The organism is Roseomonas chloroacetimidivorans (assembly GCF_049629625.1).
GTDB classification, from domain to species: Bacteria; Pseudomonadota; Alphaproteobacteria; order Acetobacterales; family Acetobacteraceae; genus Roseomonas; species Roseomonas chloroacetimidivorans.
Map to the genome: position 1 here is coordinate 130,859 of NZ_JBNBZS010000010.1, position 16,092 is coordinate 146,950.

Consider the following 16,092-nt stretch of genomic DNA (forward strand, 5'->3'; position numbering starts at 1 on the left):
CCGGATACGGCGGCGGTTATTTGCGGCGATACGGAGGTGAATGCATGGGGGCTCCCGGATCTGCCGTCCGGGTGGGCAGTCGGCTCCGCGGCCGGCCCACATCGGTGATCCCGGGCGTGCCGGATGCGGCCGAGCTCCACTTTACCTTCCGGCAGCAGGGGAACCCGTCACGGAAGAGGAAGAGATCCGTCACGTGACCGATGCCGCCCCATTGCCCCCGAGCCTCGACCTGACTGCCTGCGAGCGTGAGCCGATCCATCTGCTGGGAAGTATCCAGCCGCACGGCGTGCTGCTCGCACTCCAGGGCCCCGAACTGACGGTACGGCACGCCAGCGCGAATGCCGTGCAGCTGGGTGGGCCGAATGCCCCGGTTCTGAATGCCCCGCTGACCGAGGTTTTCCCGTCCCTCGCGGCCCAGGTCGGGCCGTGGCTCGGGTCGGCCGTCGAACGGCAGGAAGCCACCTATCTTGGAAGCGTCACGCTGGAGACAGCGCGCGGCCGGCAGTCCTTTGATGTCGCGGCCCACCGGATGAACGCCCTGACCATCCTTGAACTGGAGGAGGTCACGAGGACGGACGGGACGGTCACCAGCTTCGATGCCCTGCAGCCCCGGCTGAACGACCTCGTGGACCGGCTGCACGATGCGGCCTCGGTCGATGAGGTCTGCGGCCTCGTCGCGCGGGAGGTTCGGCACGTCACCGGCTTTGACCGCGTGCTGATCTATCGCTTCGACCAGACCTGGAACGGCACCGTCATCGCCGAGGACCGGAACGAGGTGCTGCCCTCTTACCTCGGCCTCCGCTTCCCCGCCTCGGACATTCCGGCGCAGGCGCGGGACCTGTATCGGCGCAACCGGCTGCGGATCATCCCGGATGCTGGCTATGTGCCCGTTTCCATCCGCTCGCCCGAAGGAGCGGGCCCGCTGGACCTCAGCCAGTCCATTCTGCGCAGCGTTTCCCCCGTGCATGTCGAATACATGCACAACATGGGCACCCTATCCTCCATGTCGATCTCGATCCTGGTGGACGGGGTGCTCTGGGGGCTGGTTTCCTGCCACAGCCAGGCGCCGCGCCGCGTGCCGCTGCAAACCCGAAATGCCTGTGACTTCCTCGCCCGCGTCTTCGGCCTCCAGCTTGCCGCCCGCGAGCGGAGCACGCAGGCGGAGGAGCGGGTCCGGCTGGGAGCCATACAGGCCCGGCTTCTCACCGCCATGGCGGAGGAGGAGCAGTTCGTCGACGGCCTCTCGAGAAACCCCGACGCGGTGCTGGGCCTGACCGGCGCGGCCAGCGCGGCCGTCGTTTCCGACGAAGCCTGCATGGTTATCGGCACCCCCATCCCGGAACGGGATGTCCGGCGCGTCTTCACCTGGCTCTCCGCCGCCCATGGTGGGCGGGAGGTTTTCGCCACAGACAATCTGTCGGCCGAATTTCCGGAAGCTGCCGATCTTGCGGATGTGGCCAGCGGACTGCTCGCCATCTCCATCTCGAAGAAGTACGACAGCTACGTCCTCTGGTTCCGGCCAGAGGTTGTGCAAACGGTCCGCTGGGGCGGCGACCCTAGCAAGCCCGTGATCCCCGATGCCGGACCGGTCAGGCTGCACCCGCGGAAGTCCTTCGAGATCTGGAAGGAGACGCTGAAGGGCCATTCCCTGCCCTGGTCGCCTGCCGAGATCGAGGCCGTGAAGGAGCTACGGAACGGCATTCTCGGCATCGTGCTGCGCCGGGCTGAGGAGCTCGCCTCCCTCAGTGAGGAGCTGAAGCGGTCCAACAAGGAGTTGGAGGCTTTCTCCTACTCCGTGAGCCATGACCTGCGGGCGCCATTTCGACACATTATCGGTTATTCGGAACTGCTCCGGGCCCGGGAGGGCGACCGGCTTTCGGACACCGGGCGGCGCTATGTCGAGACCATCATCGAAGCCGCGCTTTCAGCCGGAACCCTGGTGGACAATCTCCTCTCCTTCTCCCAGATGGGCCGGAACTCCCTGCGCCCCGTGGAGTGCGACCTCGGCGCGCTGCTGGAGGAGGTCCGACGGAAGACGCTTCGCGACCTGCCGCCGGAGCGTGTCATCCGCTGGACGGTCGGCCCGCTCGGAAAGGCCTATGCCGACCCGGTCATGCTCCGCCTGGTACTGGAAAATCTGCTCTCGAACGCTATCAAATACACGCGCCACCGGCCTGAGGCGATCATCGAGATCGGTCGGCTGGAGGACCGGGACGGAGAGGCCGGTTTCTTCATCCGCGATAACGGCGTCGGTTTTGACATGGCCTATGTCAATAAGTTGTTCGGTGTCTTTCAGCGGCTTCACCGCGTGGAAGAGTTCGAAGGGACTGGGATCGGCCTGGCGAATGTCCGCCGCATCATCGAGCGGCACGGTGGCCGCACCTGGGCGGAAGGTCAGGTGAACCGCGGCGCCACTTTCTACTTCACGCTTCCCCGGCAGCAGGAGGGATCTCATGGCGGCTGAGCTGAAGCCGATCCTCCTTGTCGAGGACAACCCGAATGACATCGAGCTCACTCTTGCCGCCCTGGAGAAGAGTCAGCTCGCCAACGAAATCATCATCTGCCGCGACGGGGCGGACGCGCTCGACTTCCTGTACCGCCGTGGCTCCTACGAGGAACGCATGAGCCAGGACCCGGCGGTTGTGCTGCTGGACCTGAAGCTGCCCAAGATCGACGGGCTGGAAGTGCTGGCGGAGGTAAAGGGAAGCCCGCATCTGCGCGCGATCCCGGTGGTCATGCTGACATCCTCGCGCGAAGAGAGCGACCTGGTTCGCTCTTACGACCTTGGCGTGAACGCCTTCGTCGTGAAGCCCGTGGGCTTCAAGGCGTTCTTTGAAGCCATCCAGGATCTCGGCGTGTTCTGGGCCGTCCTGAACGAACCGCCGCCCAGGCGGCAGAGCTGGCCCTCGAACACATGATTCCTCCGGCGGTCCAACGCCATGGTCCGCGGTCCTTCGTCAGCATCCTGCTGCTGGAAGACAGCGACCTTGATGCCGAACTCATCTCCGAGTTCGTAAAGCGCACCGGGCTGCCGCATGAGATCGAGCGCGTGGTCACCCGTGAGGCCTTTATCGAGGCCGCCACTCGGAACTGCCATGACCTGATCCTGGCGGATTACGTCCTGCCGAGCTTTGACGGCCTCAGCGCACTGATGATTGCGCGGGAGCATTGCCCGCGAATTCCCTTCGTTTTCGTCTCCGGTACGCTCGGAGAGGAGGTCGCGGTCGAGGCGTTGAAAGGCGGCGCGACGGACTACGTCACCAAGCAGAAGCTGGACCGCCTGCCGCGCACCATCCTGCGCGCCCTGTCAGAGGCCAGGCTCCGCGCCGAGCGGGAGGCGGCCGAGAAAGCTCTGCGCGAGCTGAACGAGACGCTGGAGGCCCGTATCGAGGAGCGCACGCGAGAACTGGCCGAGGCCAATGCGGAGCTGCGGCGCCAAATTGCGGAGCGCGAGCGGGCGGAAGGCGCGCTGCGGCAGTCCCAGCGCATGGAGGCCGTGGGACAGCTCACAAGCGGGATCGCCCATGACTTCAACAATCTGCTGACGGTGATTTACGGGAGCATCAGCTTCCTCGAAAGGATGGTGACGGACCCCCGGGCCCAGCGCCGCCTCAGCATCATGCGGACGGCGGCGGAGCGCGGCGCGAAGCTGACCTCGCAGCTCCTCGCCTTTTCGCGGCGGCAGCGGCTGGAGCCGAAGCCGATTGATCTGAACGCGACCGTCGCCTCGATGCGGGACCTGCTGCAGGGCACGATGGGCGGATCGGTGCTGTTGGAAACCCAGTGCCAACCGGATCTCTGGCACGCCCTGGCCGATCCCACTCAGATCGAGCTGGCCATCCTGAACCTGGCCATCAATGCCCGCGACGCCATGGAGGTCGGAGGACGGCTCACCGTCTCGACGAGCAATGTGCGGACCGGCGCGCCGCTCCGCCCGGAGGAGCCGCCCGCAGGCGAGTATGTGATGGTCGCGGTGGCCGATAACGGCACCGGCATTCCGCCTGCCGTGCTGGATCGCGTCTTCGAGCCGTTCTTCACGACCAAGGAGGTCGGCAAGGGCTCCGGCCTCGGCCTTGCCCAGGTCTATGGCTTCGCCAAGCAGTCCGGCGGTGGCGTCCGCATTCGTACAGAGCTTGGCGTGGGCACCACGGTTGAGGTCTACCTGCCCCGGGCCGAGCGGGCGGCGGACATGCCTCCCGAGCCCCGCCTCTCCACGCCCGAGCGTGAGGGCCGCCCGGCCGAGGACGCCCCCATCATCCTGGTCGTGGACGACGACAGCGCGGTGCGGGAGATCACCGCTACCTCGCTGGCGGAGCTCGGCTGCCGCGTGCACGAGGCCGCTTCAGGCGGTGCCGCCCTTGCCTTCCTTGAGGAGCATCCGGCGGTCGACCTGATTGTTCTGGACTTCGCCATGCCCGGCATGAACGGCGCCGAGGTCGCACGCGAAATTCGCCGGATGCGGCAGGACCTGCCGGTGCTGTTCGTGACGGGCTATGCCGATACGGCGGCGCTGATCCAGGCCGGGGAGACCGGCGACGAGTTCATCGTGCAGAAGCCCTACCGGGATGGCGAGCTGATGCGGAAGGTCCGCGCCATCCTCGGCCGCCGGCACGTCGTCCCGGCCTGAAAATCGTTCCGACGGACGCCTTGCGGCTTTCGGCGCTCCCGGGGTGACGCGGGCGGCGCGTCGCCTTTAGCGAGGCTGCCTCATTCCACCCTCCGGTTCCGCTGCGCATAACGCCGGCAGCCGCTTCCGTTCCACCATGGCCTCCGATGGATGGCTCCTCCGCAGCCCGTATTGTTCGCAGCTCCCGGGCTCTGTCGGGATTTAGGAGGATTTCGCCAGCTTCGCAGAATGGATGAGGGACTCACGGATAAAGGACGCTGTGAGGACGATGGGATGGTCCAAACGGATTTAAGGCACCCCAGGCGGGGGACCTCCCATCAGCAATCCCGACGAGGCTAACCCGATGAGCGAGAATTCCCTGTCCGCGTCCCAGTCTGAAGTCAGCCGTACTGTCCCCGCCTCCATGCGTGATGCAGGCCGCGTTCATCTCGGCGGCTGGCAGCGCGAGGTCGAGACTACCCCGGTCCGTACCGCACCGGCTTCCGTCGCCGATGCCGGCCGTGTCCATCTCGGTGGCTGGCAGCGTGAGGTCGAGACCGCCCCGGTCCGTACCGCCCCGGCTTCGGTCCGTGACAGCGGCCGCGTCCATCTCGGCGGCTGGCAGCGCGGCGTCTGACTGACCTGAACAGGCCGGGCCCCAGTGGGGTTCCGGCCTTGTCTGATAGTACAGGCGGGTACGGGCTCCATCCATTCCGCCCATCGGAGAACGAGTGAAGAACAGCGCCACCCCGGAAGCCGTCCTCACAGCCGGTCCCGCCCCTCAGCAGGGGGCCGCACCGACCACCGCTCCGCTCGTGCAGTTCTACAACCTGCTTCCAGGCTGCCGCCCGCCACAGAGGGCGGATCGGTCGGGCTACGGCATCCTTCCGACCCGGGCCTTCCGCTTCTGCGAGGCAGTCTGCTCCGCCACGGCCTTCGGTTGGCATTTTTTTCCCCCGATGGACTTCTCCCTCGTCTGGGATGGCGGCACGGATGTGCAATGGACCTTTGAGGGCGCGGAAGGCTGGTACCAGCTCAGCGGCGCCGCTCAGTTTCCCTATTTCGCCGAGCATTTCGACGCCGCGGCACCCCCAGAGGTCCAGGGCTTCGCCCCGCCCTTCCTGGCGCGGCTGCCGGAACCGGGAGTGGTCCAGATCTGGTCGGGCATCGTGGCCCGCACAGCGCCGAACTGGAATTTGCTGCTGCGCCCGCCGGCCAATCTTCCGCATGACCGCGGCTACGACCTCTATGAAGGCATCGTCGAGACCGATCGTTGGTTTGGGCATCTCTTCACCAACATCCGTTTCACCCGCACGGGCGTCCCGGTGAATTTCAGCGCCGGTTATCCCTTCCTGCTCGTACAGCCGGTGCATCGCGACACGCTCGCTGCCTCCGTGCTGGACAACTACGCCGTGGCGGATGGGGTGGCGGCGTTCGGTGAGGCCGAATGGCAGGATTTCGCGAAAACGGTCGTGCGGCCGAACATCGATCCGAACCGCCGCCGCGGCGCCTACGCCGTGGATGTGCGCCAACGCAAGAAGCGCGAGGAATGAGCAGCCCCGAAATCCGGATGCGGCCAGATGATCCCGGCCGGCGCTGGACCTGGAACCTCAACTCCCGGGTTGAAGGGTATGCCTGGGCTGCGCTGGCTGTCCTGATCGCGGCGGCGTGGCCGGTGCTCACGCGGCTGGGGGTGACGCGTCAGTCGATGTCGCCATCGGAGCTCGCCTCCCTTCGCTACATCGTCGCCGGGCTGGTGCTGGCACCGGTTCTTTTCCGGGGCCGCACCCCGCTAACCAGCCGCGCCTGGATGGAGGGCGCCGTGCTTGCCCTTTGCCAGGGCGCGCCGCTGGCAATCTTGATCGGCATGGGGCTGCGTCATGCCCCGGCCGGCCATGCCTCCGCGCTCACGCTCGGTATCATGCCGGCCATTATCGTTGTTCTGCAGGCCGCCCTCGGCGAACACGTTCGGCGTGGCGCCGTTCTGGGGACCGCCCTGATCGCGTCCGGCGGCATGGGCTTCGTCATCGTGGATCTTCTGGCGGGCGGGCCGGCGGCAACGGGCCACCTGCTCTTCGTCGCTGCTGCCGTCATGGGCTCGATCTACGTCGTCCGCCTGCGTCGCTCCGGCTTCTCGCCCATGCAAGGCGCGGCCTTCGTGGCTGTCCTGTCGGGCCTCGGCATGGCCGGCCTGTCGGCCTTCTCAGGGCAATTGAGTAGCCTTGCGCATGTCCCGGTTCCAGAACTGCTCACTCAAGTTCTGTTTCAGGGCCTCATTGTGGGCGTGTTGTCATTGGTCGCCTTCAACCGCGCGATCATGCTGCTGGGCCCTGTCCCCTCGACCGTCTGCCTGGCACTGGTACCCGGTGTCGCTGTCGCTGTCGCCGTGCCGATCCTCGGCGAGCTTCCCTCTTCGCCCGAGGCGGTGGCGATCCTTCCCCTGGTTCTGGGCGCTGCGCTGATGCCTACCTCGGGCGTGCCAGCCTGGTCCGCGCGAACCTGGGCCGCCATTCGGTACCGCACACCTGCCTCTCCGCTCTTCGCTCACTTCTGCGCATCGCCGCTTCGGGCAATGCGCAGGACCAACCCGCGCCTGACTGCCGGATGGAGAAAGCCGTGACGATGGAAGCGACAACCCCGACCATGAATGACGACCCGATATCGCAGATTCGGGTCGTCCTGATGGGGATGGCTGCGTCGGCGCGCGCCGCGCGGCTTAGGACTGCTGAGGAGGTGATCCGCCTCACGCTCAGCGAACTGTCCTCCGGCGAGCACACCCTTGGCCCCCCGCCCAAGGAACCAGCCGCTTAGGCAATTGCAGCCCTCGGCAACGAGGGCGCTAAAGCCAGTTCTGAACCCAGGCCAAGGCAGGCCCGGATCCTTTCGAACGGAACGGGCGAAGCGCAGCGCGCCGGCTGTTCTACTTCCTTTACTCGCCAAAAGCGCCGCGAAAGGCATGCCGATGCGAAGACCCGCACAGCCCGGGAACCCCGCCCGGGCATCCGCCCTGGGCGAAGCTGCGCGGCCAGCCGGCTCGGCCGAAGCGCCTCGCTCCGCGCAAGGTGTCTCGCTCTCCGTCCCTCAGCAGGCTGATCGCCACATCGTCTCGGAGACACTTGGCCTCTACAGCCTCTACGCGCGGCACGGCGGCCGTTACGTCCGGACACCATTCCAGTTTCGGCAGCAAGCCGACCAGCTCGAATGGCACAGCCGCTGGGTAAGAGGGCGCCTGAGCAGCATCACCTTAACCTGCGAGACGGCGGAGAGCTGGTCGCAGTTGGCTCGGGACGCCCTGGATCAGGCAACCGAGCTCTACCGGTTCTTGCTCGACGAAAGCCGGATTCGGTCAGCCGAGCTGTGCTGGCAGTCTGACATCTTCATCCAGAATCCGGAGGACGCCGGACGCTTCACCCAGGTCTATGCGGCCGGTGACTACAATCCGCTGAACATGTGGAACACGCTCCGCGGGGCGGTGCATCTGACACGGACTTCCCTGCCTGAAGCTGCCCTTCATATTCCGTTTGGTCGCCGACGCGGCGGCTGCGCGCTGTGGGGCATGCAGCTTCCGACGGCGGGCATCATCAGCCCTGCGGGAGATGACGTGACGCGGGATGCGATCCGTATCACGCGGCGCCATCCAGCCACGGGCGCTGTCCTGCGCATTGAGGTATTTGCCCCACGGGGCGCCGATTTTGAGTTCGACGAACTTGTGCTGTCCGACGGGCTTCCCGTCACCGGGTGCCGGCTGGCGTCGATGATCCAGGTGGCTAACATGCAGGAGGGCGGGCCGCCCCAGGCCGCGTTAGGCCGGATCTGCGATCCCCGCATTGACCGGCCCACACTGCCGAGCCCTGCTGTGGCAGCGGCCATGCTCCGGGCCGGGGGATTCGGGGCCGAGGTGATCGCGGCATGGGCCGCGCGATAAAGCGACCCCGCTCAGGGCGGCGCTGAGGTTCAGCGCCGCCCTGATGGCTACTTCGAGGCCGATCAGAAGGTCCAGTCGGAGCTCCGCCCAGGGGCACGGTCCTGACCAGTGCAGAGGCGCAAGCCTGGAGCGTGGATGTGACTGGATACCGTTTCCGAGTATAGAATGAGACCCTAGGGCATCCCGATTGCATGACGCGAGAGCCCCGAAGGGCGCCCGCGCTCACCTCGCGTTACCCGGTTCCCGCGCTCCTGTTCGTCCTCTCATCCCCACTCCAGGTATTTGCCCCCCCTTTTTGGCCTCGCGGAAACGCAGGCCAGCCTGGGCACGGTGTGTAGGCACGAGCGATGGCGCCCCCCCCTCCTGCCGGTCATTTTCCCGGTACTTTGGTTAGAAACATTTCCATCTTAGCCAGAAATGTCCATCTTTGCGGATGCACGTTCTTCTATTCCGGCTCGTCACGCACAGGTCCGTGGGTATGGTGGCTGCCGTCGGAAGTTGCTCGGGTTGGCCAGGCCGCAGAACGGGGAACCAGGAGACCATTGGTGATGGAGATCAATCTCCTCGGTCACCTGACCGTCCGCGATGACACGGGGCGGCCTGTTGCGCTGCGGACCGCAAAGGCCAGGGCCGTCCTCGGCATCCTCGCCCTGGCCCGTGGCGCCCGCGTACCGAGAGGAAAGCTGGCCGGTCTTCTCTGGGATCGCTTCGGGGAGGAGGATGCGAGGGCCAATCTTCGGCGCACGCTGCACGCCCTGACCGCTGCGCTCGGCCGAGGCGAGAATTCCCCGCTGCGTTCTGACCGCCATTCGATCTGGCTCGATCTGGCGCGATGCCGGGTCGATCTGCTGTGCCTGCAGGATGAGGCAGGACAAGGTTGCGGAGAGGATCCGGGCCTGCTCGCTGCCCGGCCCAGGGAGTTGCTGGAGGGACTGGACGGGCTGAGCTCCGCTTTCGACGACTGGCTCCGCCCGGAGCGGATGCAGGCCACCCGTGAGCTGCGCAAGGCTCTGGAGAACCAGCTCGCAAGCCTCATCGCGGATCCGTCTCGGCTCTCAGAGGCGACGGCGGTCGCCAGCCAACTCGTGCAACTCGATCCAACGGACGAGACGGGGTGGCGGGGCCTGATGCGGCTGCTTGCCGCGAACGGCCAGAGAGCCCAGGCGCTCCGAGAATATGAGCACTGCTGCCAGACTTTGCAGCATCTTCTGTCCGTTGGTCCTTCCCCCCAGACGCAGGAACTCGCCCTGGAACTGCGGCAGGGAATGCCAGCGCTGCCCGGGTCCGGGGGGGGCCAGGTTACCAATTTCGCAGATCTGCCGGCCGAAGCCCGGCAGAAGCTGCGGATCGGCGTTCTGCCCTTCAGCATCGCCGGACCAGGGGAACGGTCCGCCACGGCTGATGCCTACGCTGAGGATGTGGCGGCCGAGCTTTCCCGCTTTCGCCGCTTCGAGATTATTTCGCCTCTTGGACTCGGCGACCTTCGCCATGTTCGCGCCGGGCGTGCGGCCTTCGAGGCGGCGGGACTGGACTATGTTGTCACAGGATCCCTCCGGGCAAGCGGCCCGCAGCGGCGTTCACTCTCGGTCTCACTGCTGGATGTGCGCGAACTGGCGCATCCTGTTTGGAGCGATCGGGTGCCGCTGGATCCAGACGGGGCCGAGCTGGTGGAGGACGAGGCTGTCCAGTGGGCCGTGGCGCGGGTGGACCCGGCCATCCTTTCCGCGGAGGCCCGGCGGCAGCGCAAGGACCGCATGCCGGATGCCACGGGCAACGTGATCCGGGCCATCCCGCTGCTTTATAATATGCGCCGTGACGCCTTCCTGAGTGCGGGCGAGTTGCTGGCCGATGCGGTCGCGCGAGCCCCGGACAGTTCCATCGCAGCGGCCTGGGCCGCGCATTGGCATGTTTTCCAGGTCGGGCAGGGCTGGACGTCAGATCCTGCCGGCGCGCTGGAAGAGGCGGAGCGCCTGGCCGTTACGGCGCTCCAGCTTGATCCGGAGAGCGCGGAGAGCCACGCTATCTACGGTCATATCTGCGCCTTCCTGCATCGCGACATGGATTCCGCCATGCACTATTTCACCCAGGCGCTGGAATTGAACCCCCATGATGCGGCGATCTGGGCACTAAGCGCCCCGACCTATTGCTACGTCGGTGATTCACCGGAGGCGCTGCGCCGCCTGGGTGAGCAGCGCCGGCTGGCACCCTTTCACCCGCAATCCAGGATTTTCGAAACGATCGCGACCGTCGCGCACACTTTTGGCGGCGACTACGATGCGGCGATCCAGGTGGGCAAGCGCTCGGTCCGGGCAAATCCTGATTTCACAAACGGGTACAAGCCTCTGATCGCCGCCCTGGGCATTGCGGGCCGGCAGGACGAGGCCCGCCCGTTCCTGGAAGGGCTGCTGCGCCGCGAACCCGGTTTCAATGTGAGTGCCTTCGAGCGGTCCTATCCGTTCCGCCGCCCGGAAGACCGTGAGCGCTATACAGCAGGGCTGCGCCTGGCGGGCGTTCCTGTGCGCTGATTTGGCTGCCGGGATCGATGCCGCCACTGGTATGACGGTGGCCACCATGAATTCGGAGCAAGAAGCGGCCCCGAGGGCAACAGCGGCTTTTGCGCGACGTTGACCGCCGGCGGAGCGGCCGGGCACGGCCTTGCCTGAGCCGCCCGCTGGAATGCATGGCGGAGATGGCTCCATGGCAAAGACGGTCGGGGATCAGGTCTGGGAACGGCTCAGCGCCTGGGGTGTGAGACGGGTCTTCGGTTATCCCGGGGACGGCATCAACGGCCTGCTCGGCGGGCTGCAGCGGCATAACAAGGACCCGGATAAGCGGATCGACTTCGTGCAGGCCCGGCACGAGGAGATGGCCGCCTTCATGGCCGGGGCCCATGCCAAGTTCACTGGCGAGGTCGGCGTCTGCATTGCCACCTCTGGCCCCGGCGCCATTCACCTGCTTAACGGCTTGTACGATGCCCGGGCGGATCACCAGCCCGTGCTGGCGATCCTCGGCCAACAGGCGCGCGCCGCGCTGGGCGGGCACTACCAGCAGGAAGTGGATCTGCAGAACCTGTTCAAGGATGTCGCGAGATCCTTCGTGCAGCAGGTCAGCGTGCCGGAGCAGGTGCGCCATCTGGTCGACCGCGCGATGCGAATCTCCAAGGCTGAGCGCACCATCACCGCCCTGATTTTCCCCAACGACCTGCAGGAACTAGCCGCGGTGGAGGAGCCGCCGCACAAGCACGGCACCATCCATTCCGGCATCGGCTATTCCTTCCCGCAGGTCGTTCCGGCCCATGCCGATCTGCAACGCGCGGCGGAGGTGCTGAATGCCGGAAAGAAGGTTGCCCTCCTCGTCGGCGCCGGCGCGCTGGAGGCGACGGATGAGGTGATTGCGGTTGCCGACAAGCTCCAGGCGGGCGCGGCCAAGGCGCTGCTGGGCAAGGCGGCGCTGCCGGATGACCTGCCCTGGGTGACGGGCTCCATCGGCCTGCTGGGCACTGAGCCGAGTTGGAACATGATGATGGGGTGCGACACACTGCTCGTGGTTGGTTCCTCTTTCCCCTATTCGGAATTCCTGCCGAAAGAGGGCGATGCACGCGGCGTGCAGATCGATCTGCAGCCGCGTAACCTGTCGATCCGCTACCCCATGGAAGTGAACCTGGCAGGCGACAGCACCGCCACACTGAGGGCATTGCTGCCCCTTCTTGAACAGAAGACGGATACCTCCTGGCGCCAGCGCATCCAGGAGGATGTGCAGTCCTGGTGGAAGACGCTCGAGGACCGCGCCATGCAGCCGGCCGATCCGATCAACCCCCAACGCATCTTCTGGGAACTGTCACCGCGCCTTCCCGATCGCTGCATCATCGCCGGTGACAGCGGTTCCCACACCAACTGGTACGCGCGGGACGTAAAGCTGCGGCGCGGGATGATGGCCTCGCTCTCTGGCGGGCTGGCGACCATGGGCTCGGGCATGCCCTATGCCATCGGCGCCAAATTCGCGCATCCAGACCGGCCGGTTCTGGCCATCTGCGGCGATGGCGCTTTCCAAATGAATGGCATGGCCGAGCTGATCACGGTCGCCAAATACTGGAAGAGCTGGTCCAGCCCGAAATTCGTGGCGATGGTCCTCAACAACCGCGACCTGAACCAGGTGACCTGGGAACAGCGGGTGATGGAGGGCGATCCGAAGTTCCTGGCAACCCAGGATATCCCGGACGTCCCCTATGCCCGCTTTGCCGAGATGATCGGGTTGAGGGGCATCGAGGTGCATGAACCCGAGCGGCTCGCCTCCGCCTGGGAAGAAGCCTTTGCCGCTGACCGGCCGGTGGTGCTGGAGGTTCGGGCGGATGGCAATGTGCCGCCCCTGCCGCCGCACATCACCATCCAGCAGGCTTTGGCCTTCACCCGCTCCATGGCCGGGGAGCCAGAACTGGGCAGTGTAATCCGCAATACCTTCCGCCAGGTTGCCAGCTCCATTCTTCCCGGCCAGTCCTGAGGTGACACCCCGCCCCGGCGGCGCCCCCGCCGGGGAGGCCGCCCAAGGCCAGATATCCTGAACCTGCCGCTGGCCTGGGCGTAGTCATCCCGCGCCAGGCCGCCCGGCCTGTCTGCAGTACTTCATCCGAAATGTTGCTGGAGGCTCCTCGAGAGCCTTCAGCAGGGCATCCTGCCCAATTCCTGCGCTGAGTAGGGCCATGCTGCGAGCAAACTGGCCTTTGGTGCACATATAGCCGCAATTTGCATGCACAGAACCCCGCCAGATCGACAAAATTCCCTTGGGCCCGAACACGGGCGGGCCGAACGCACACCTTTGGCACAGCGGTTGCTCCGTGATGGGACGGATCGACGACAACCGCCCCTGCGCATCGGTCCATGCAGGCCCACCCCTAACCCCTGAACGGACCCCAGAGCGTGGACAGCCTACCCCACCACGACGCGCCGCTGCTGGAACTGCAACGGATCAGCAAGACCTTCGGCCCCGTCCAGGCGGTGCGCGACCTTTCCCTGAGTGTCGCGGCCGGGGAGTTCGTCACGGTCGTCGGGCCCAGCGGTTGCGGCAAGAGCACGCTGTTCAACATGGTGGCCGGGCTGGACGAGCCGGACCCCGGCGGCATCCTGCGCTTCAAGGGCCGGGGCTGCCATGCGGCGGAGTTGCTGGGGCGGGTCTCCTTCATGCCGCAGCGTGACCTGCTGCTGCCCTGGCGCAACGTGATCGACAACGCCATCCTGGCCAACGAGATCGAGGGGGCCAACCGGGCCGAAGCCCGCGCGAAGGCCCTGCGCATGTTGCCCGAGTTCGGCCTGACCGGTTTCGAGAAGCAGTATCCCCATCAGCTCTCTGGCGGCATGCGCCAGCGTGTGGCGCTGATGCGCACCTTCCTGTTCGAACGCGAGCTGATGCTGCTGGACGAGCCCTTCGGCGCGCTGGATGCGCTGACGCGAACGCTGATGCAGCGCTGGCTTCTGGATGTGTGGCAGCGTCACCGCCGCACCATCCTCTTCATTACGCATGACGTGGATGAGGCCATCTTCCTGGGTGACCGCGTGCTGGTCATGAGCGCCCGCCCCGGCCATGTGAAGCATGCCCGCCAGGTGAACCTGCCCCGCCCGCGCGCGCCCGAATTGGTTACCGCGCCCGAGTTCATCGCCCTGAAGCGCGAGATCCTCGAAGCCATCGAGGAAGAGAGCATGAAGTCCTTCGCTGCCAGCAACGGCGTGGTGACAGCATGAACGCCGCCCCGACCAATGAACGCGAGGCGCGGGTCGCTCTGGCTGCCGTTTATCGCCTGATCGCACGACTCGGGCTGGATGACCTGATCTACAATCACATCTCCATGCGCGTACCGGGGGCAGAGGACCAGTTCCTCATCAACCCCTATGGTCTGTTGTTCGAGGAGGTGACCGCCTCCTCCCTCGTCAGGATCGATACGGCCGGACGCAAGCTCGACAACTCACCTCATGAGGTGAATCTCGCAGCCTTCGTCATTCATGCGGCGATCCACAAAGCGCGTCACGACGCGGTCTGCGTACTGCACACCCATTCCGATGCCAGCTTGGCCGTCTCCGGGCAGGAGGCAGGACTTCTGCCGCTCAGCCAGTTCGCCATGCGCTTCTACAACCGCCAGGCCTTTCACGACTACGAGGGCGTGGCGATCGACCTGGACGAACAGGAGCGGCTGGTGCGGGACCTGGGTGAGCACCGCGTCATGTTGATGCGGAACCACGGGCTGCTGACCACTGGCCGCACGCCGGCGGAGGCCTTCATGCTGCTCTACTATTTCGAGCGCGCGGCGAAGGTGCAGCTCTCGATGCAGGCCGCGGCGGCGGCAGGGGCGAAGCTCCTCACTCCGCCGCACGAGGTCTGCGAACGGGCGGCGCGCCAATTCTGGGAGAACCAGGGCGACATCCTGGTGCCAGGAGAGCGGGAATGGCCGGCCTTCCTGCGCCAGCTGGAGCGCAGCGACCCGTCCTACAAGGACTGAACCGGATGCGCGGCCGAGGCGCCGCGCCCATGCATCAACCCGAAGCGGAGACCAGACCCATGCAAAGGCGCCACCTTCTCACCGCGGCCGGGGCAGCCGCTGTCCTGCCAGCCCTCCGTATCCACGCCCAAGGCCTGACCAAGGCCACGCTTCGGCTGAAGTGGCTGGCCCAAACGCAGTTTGCCGGCTTCTATCTGGCAAAGGCGCGTGGCTACTACGAAGCCGAGGGCATCGACCTGACGATCAACCCGGGCGGCCCCAACCTGCTGACCGAGAACCTCGTCGCGACCGGCGCTGATACTTTCGGCCTATCCGGCGGCACTGACAGCGTCTTCGCATCGCGCGAGAAGAAGCTGCCGGTCGTCTGCATCGGCGTCGGACATCAGCAGACGCCCTTCTTCTTCGTTGCCCGCGCTGACGGCCCGATCCACACGCTGCAGGACTTCAAGGGCAAGACCGTCACTGCCTGGTATACTGGTGCGAACTATGTGCTGCTGGGCATGCTGGCCAAGGCCGGCCTGAAGCCCGGCGATTTCACGATGCAGCCGCAACAGGTCTCGGTCTCGCCCTTCGTGGACGGGCAGATCGATGTGGTGACAGCCACCAAGTACAACGAATTTTATACGCTGATGACGCGGATGGGCCGCGACAAGCTCCGCACCTTCGTTGCGGAAGACTACGGCATCACCTTCCCCCGCGACACACTGATCACGAGCGAGACCACCGCCAAGCAGAAGCCGGAGATGGTGAAGGGCTTCCTGCGCGCCTCCATCAAGGGCTGGCGCGAGGCGCTGAAGGACCAGAAGGCCGGGGTGGATGCCGTGATGGCCGTTGCCCCCACCCTCGACCGGGCGCATCAGGAATTCATGCTGGCCGAAGCCGGCAAGCTCATGACTGCCGGCACCGCCGGGGAGCAGGGCCTGTTCTGGATTGATGACTCCGCGGTGAAGTCCGCGCACGACTTCCTGCTCCAGAACGGCGTGATCAAGGCGCCCATCGATCTTGCCGCCGCCTATGACCGGCGCTTTCTGGAAGCCACCGCTGTAGCGGATCGCCGGGCCTGATGAACACGCGCGC

The 16,092-nt window shown here is 66.0% G+C and carries 13 protein-coding genes; all 13 read left to right on the forward strand.

The window, feature by feature from the left end; translation table 11 throughout:
* Positions 1–193 precede the first annotated feature (193 nt).
* On the forward strand, positions 194–2,464 hold the full coding sequence (locus ACO1BU_RS09310; protein ID WP_424135655.1) for an ATP-binding protein: 2,271 nt from the start codon (positions 194–196) through the stop codon (positions 2,462–2,464).
* Positions 2,454–2,918: a response regulator gene (locus ACO1BU_RS09315; protein WP_424135656.1), complete on the forward strand. Its 465-nt coding sequence runs from the start codon at positions 2,454–2,456 to the stop codon at positions 2,916–2,918. Before ACO1BU_RS09310 ends, ACO1BU_RS09315 begins: the two co-directional genes overlap by 11 nt.
* The gene (locus ACO1BU_RS09320) at positions 2,915–4,627 is read left to right on the forward strand and encodes a response regulator (RefSeq protein WP_424135657.1); all 1,713 of its coding nucleotides are present in this window, start codon (positions 2,915–2,917) and stop codon (positions 4,625–4,627) included. The genes ACO1BU_RS09315 and ACO1BU_RS09320 overlap by 4 nt, the downstream gene beginning before the upstream one ends.
* 343 nt (positions 4,628–4,970) lie before the next feature.
* The gene (locus ACO1BU_RS09325; RefSeq protein WP_424135658.1) at positions 4,971–5,243 is read left to right on the forward strand and encodes a hypothetical protein; all 273 of its coding nucleotides are present in this window, start codon (positions 4,971–4,973) and stop codon (positions 5,241–5,243) included.
* Between the two features lie 94 nt (positions 5,244–5,337).
* Positions 5,338–6,159, forward strand: coding sequence for a DUF6065 family protein (locus ACO1BU_RS09330; RefSeq protein ID WP_424135659.1), 822 nt, complete (start codon positions 5,338–5,340; stop codon positions 6,157–6,159).
* Entirely contained in the window at positions 6,156–7,226 is a 1,071-nt protein-coding gene (locus ACO1BU_RS09335; protein ID WP_424135660.1) for a DMT family transporter, read from the forward strand. Before ACO1BU_RS09330 ends, ACO1BU_RS09335 begins: the two co-directional genes overlap by 4 nt.
* Before the next feature lie 23 nt (positions 7,227–7,249).
* Complete coding sequence (locus ACO1BU_RS09340; RefSeq protein ID WP_424135661.1) at positions 7,250–7,417, forward strand: hypothetical protein; 168 nt, start codon at positions 7,250–7,252, stop codon at positions 7,415–7,417.
* Positions 7,418–7,568: 151 nt separating this feature from the next.
* Positions 7,569–8,531 carry a hypothetical protein gene (locus ACO1BU_RS09345; RefSeq protein ID WP_424135662.1) on the forward strand — a complete coding sequence of 321 codons (963 nt, stop codon included), beginning with the start codon at positions 7,569–7,571 and terminating at the stop codon, positions 8,529–8,531.
* A 548-nt stretch (positions 8,532–9,079) separates the two neighbouring features.
* Positions 9,080–11,056: a BTAD domain-containing putative transcriptional regulator gene (locus tag ACO1BU_RS09350; protein ID WP_424135663.1), complete on the forward strand. Its 1,977-nt coding sequence runs from the start codon at positions 9,080–9,082 to the stop codon at positions 11,054–11,056.
* A gap of 172 nt (positions 11,057–11,228) precedes the next feature.
* Complete coding sequence (locus tag ACO1BU_RS09355) at positions 11,229–13,028, forward strand: thiamine pyrophosphate-requiring protein (protein WP_424135664.1); 1,800 nt, start codon at positions 11,229–11,231, stop codon at positions 13,026–13,028.
* A 416-nt stretch (positions 13,029–13,444) separates the two neighbouring features.
* Positions 13,445–14,263, forward strand: a complete 819-nt coding sequence (locus ACO1BU_RS09360; RefSeq protein WP_424135665.1) for an ABC transporter ATP-binding protein — start codon at positions 13,445–13,447, stop codon at positions 14,261–14,263.
* On the forward strand, positions 14,260–15,015 hold the full coding sequence (locus tag ACO1BU_RS09365) for a class II aldolase/adducin family protein (protein WP_424135666.1): 756 nt from the start codon (positions 14,260–14,262) through the stop codon (positions 15,013–15,015). Before ACO1BU_RS09360 ends, ACO1BU_RS09365 begins: the two co-directional genes overlap by 4 nt.
* 59 nt (positions 15,016–15,074) lie before the next feature.
* Positions 15,075–16,079, forward strand: a complete 1,005-nt coding sequence (locus ACO1BU_RS09370; protein WP_424135667.1) for an ABC transporter substrate-binding protein — start codon at positions 15,075–15,077, stop codon at positions 16,077–16,079.
* Positions 16,080–16,092: the final 13 nt, after the last annotated feature.

Bases quoted from the DNA above. Each gene is read 5' to 3' on its own strand.
- ACO1BU_RS09350 (WP_424135663.1), top strand. From the start codon at position 9,080: ATGGAGATCAATCTCCTCGGTCACCTGACCGTCCGCGATGACACGGGG.
- ACO1BU_RS09365 (WP_424135666.1), top strand. From the start codon at position 14,260: ATGAACGCCGCCCCGACCAATGAACGCGAGGCGCGGGTCGCTCTGGCT.
- ACO1BU_RS09325 (WP_424135658.1), top strand. From the start codon at position 4,971: ATGAGCGAGAATTCCCTGTCCGCGTCCCAGTCTGAAGTCAGCCGTACT.
- ACO1BU_RS09355 (WP_424135664.1), top strand. From the start codon at position 11,229: ATGGCAAAGACGGTCGGGGATCAGGTCTGGGAACGGCTCAGCGCCTGG.
- ACO1BU_RS09340 (WP_424135661.1), top strand. From the start codon at position 7,250: ATGAATGACGACCCGATATCGCAGATTCGGGTCGTCCTGATGGGGATG.
- ACO1BU_RS09335 (WP_424135660.1), top strand. From the start codon at position 6,156: ATGAGCAGCCCCGAAATCCGGATGCGGCCAGATGATCCCGGCCGGCGC.
- ACO1BU_RS09370 (WP_424135667.1), top strand. From the start codon at position 15,075: ATGCAAAGGCGCCACCTTCTCACCGCGGCCGGGGCAGCCGCTGTCCTG.
- ACO1BU_RS09320 (WP_424135657.1), top strand. From the start codon at position 2,915: ATGATTCCTCCGGCGGTCCAACGCCATGGTCCGCGGTCCTTCGTCAGC.
- ACO1BU_RS09315 (WP_424135656.1), top strand. From the start codon at position 2,454: ATGGCGGCTGAGCTGAAGCCGATCCTCCTTGTCGAGGACAACCCGAAT.
- ACO1BU_RS09345 (WP_424135662.1), top strand. From the start codon at position 7,569: ATGCGAAGACCCGCACAGCCCGGGAACCCCGCCCGGGCATCCGCCCTG.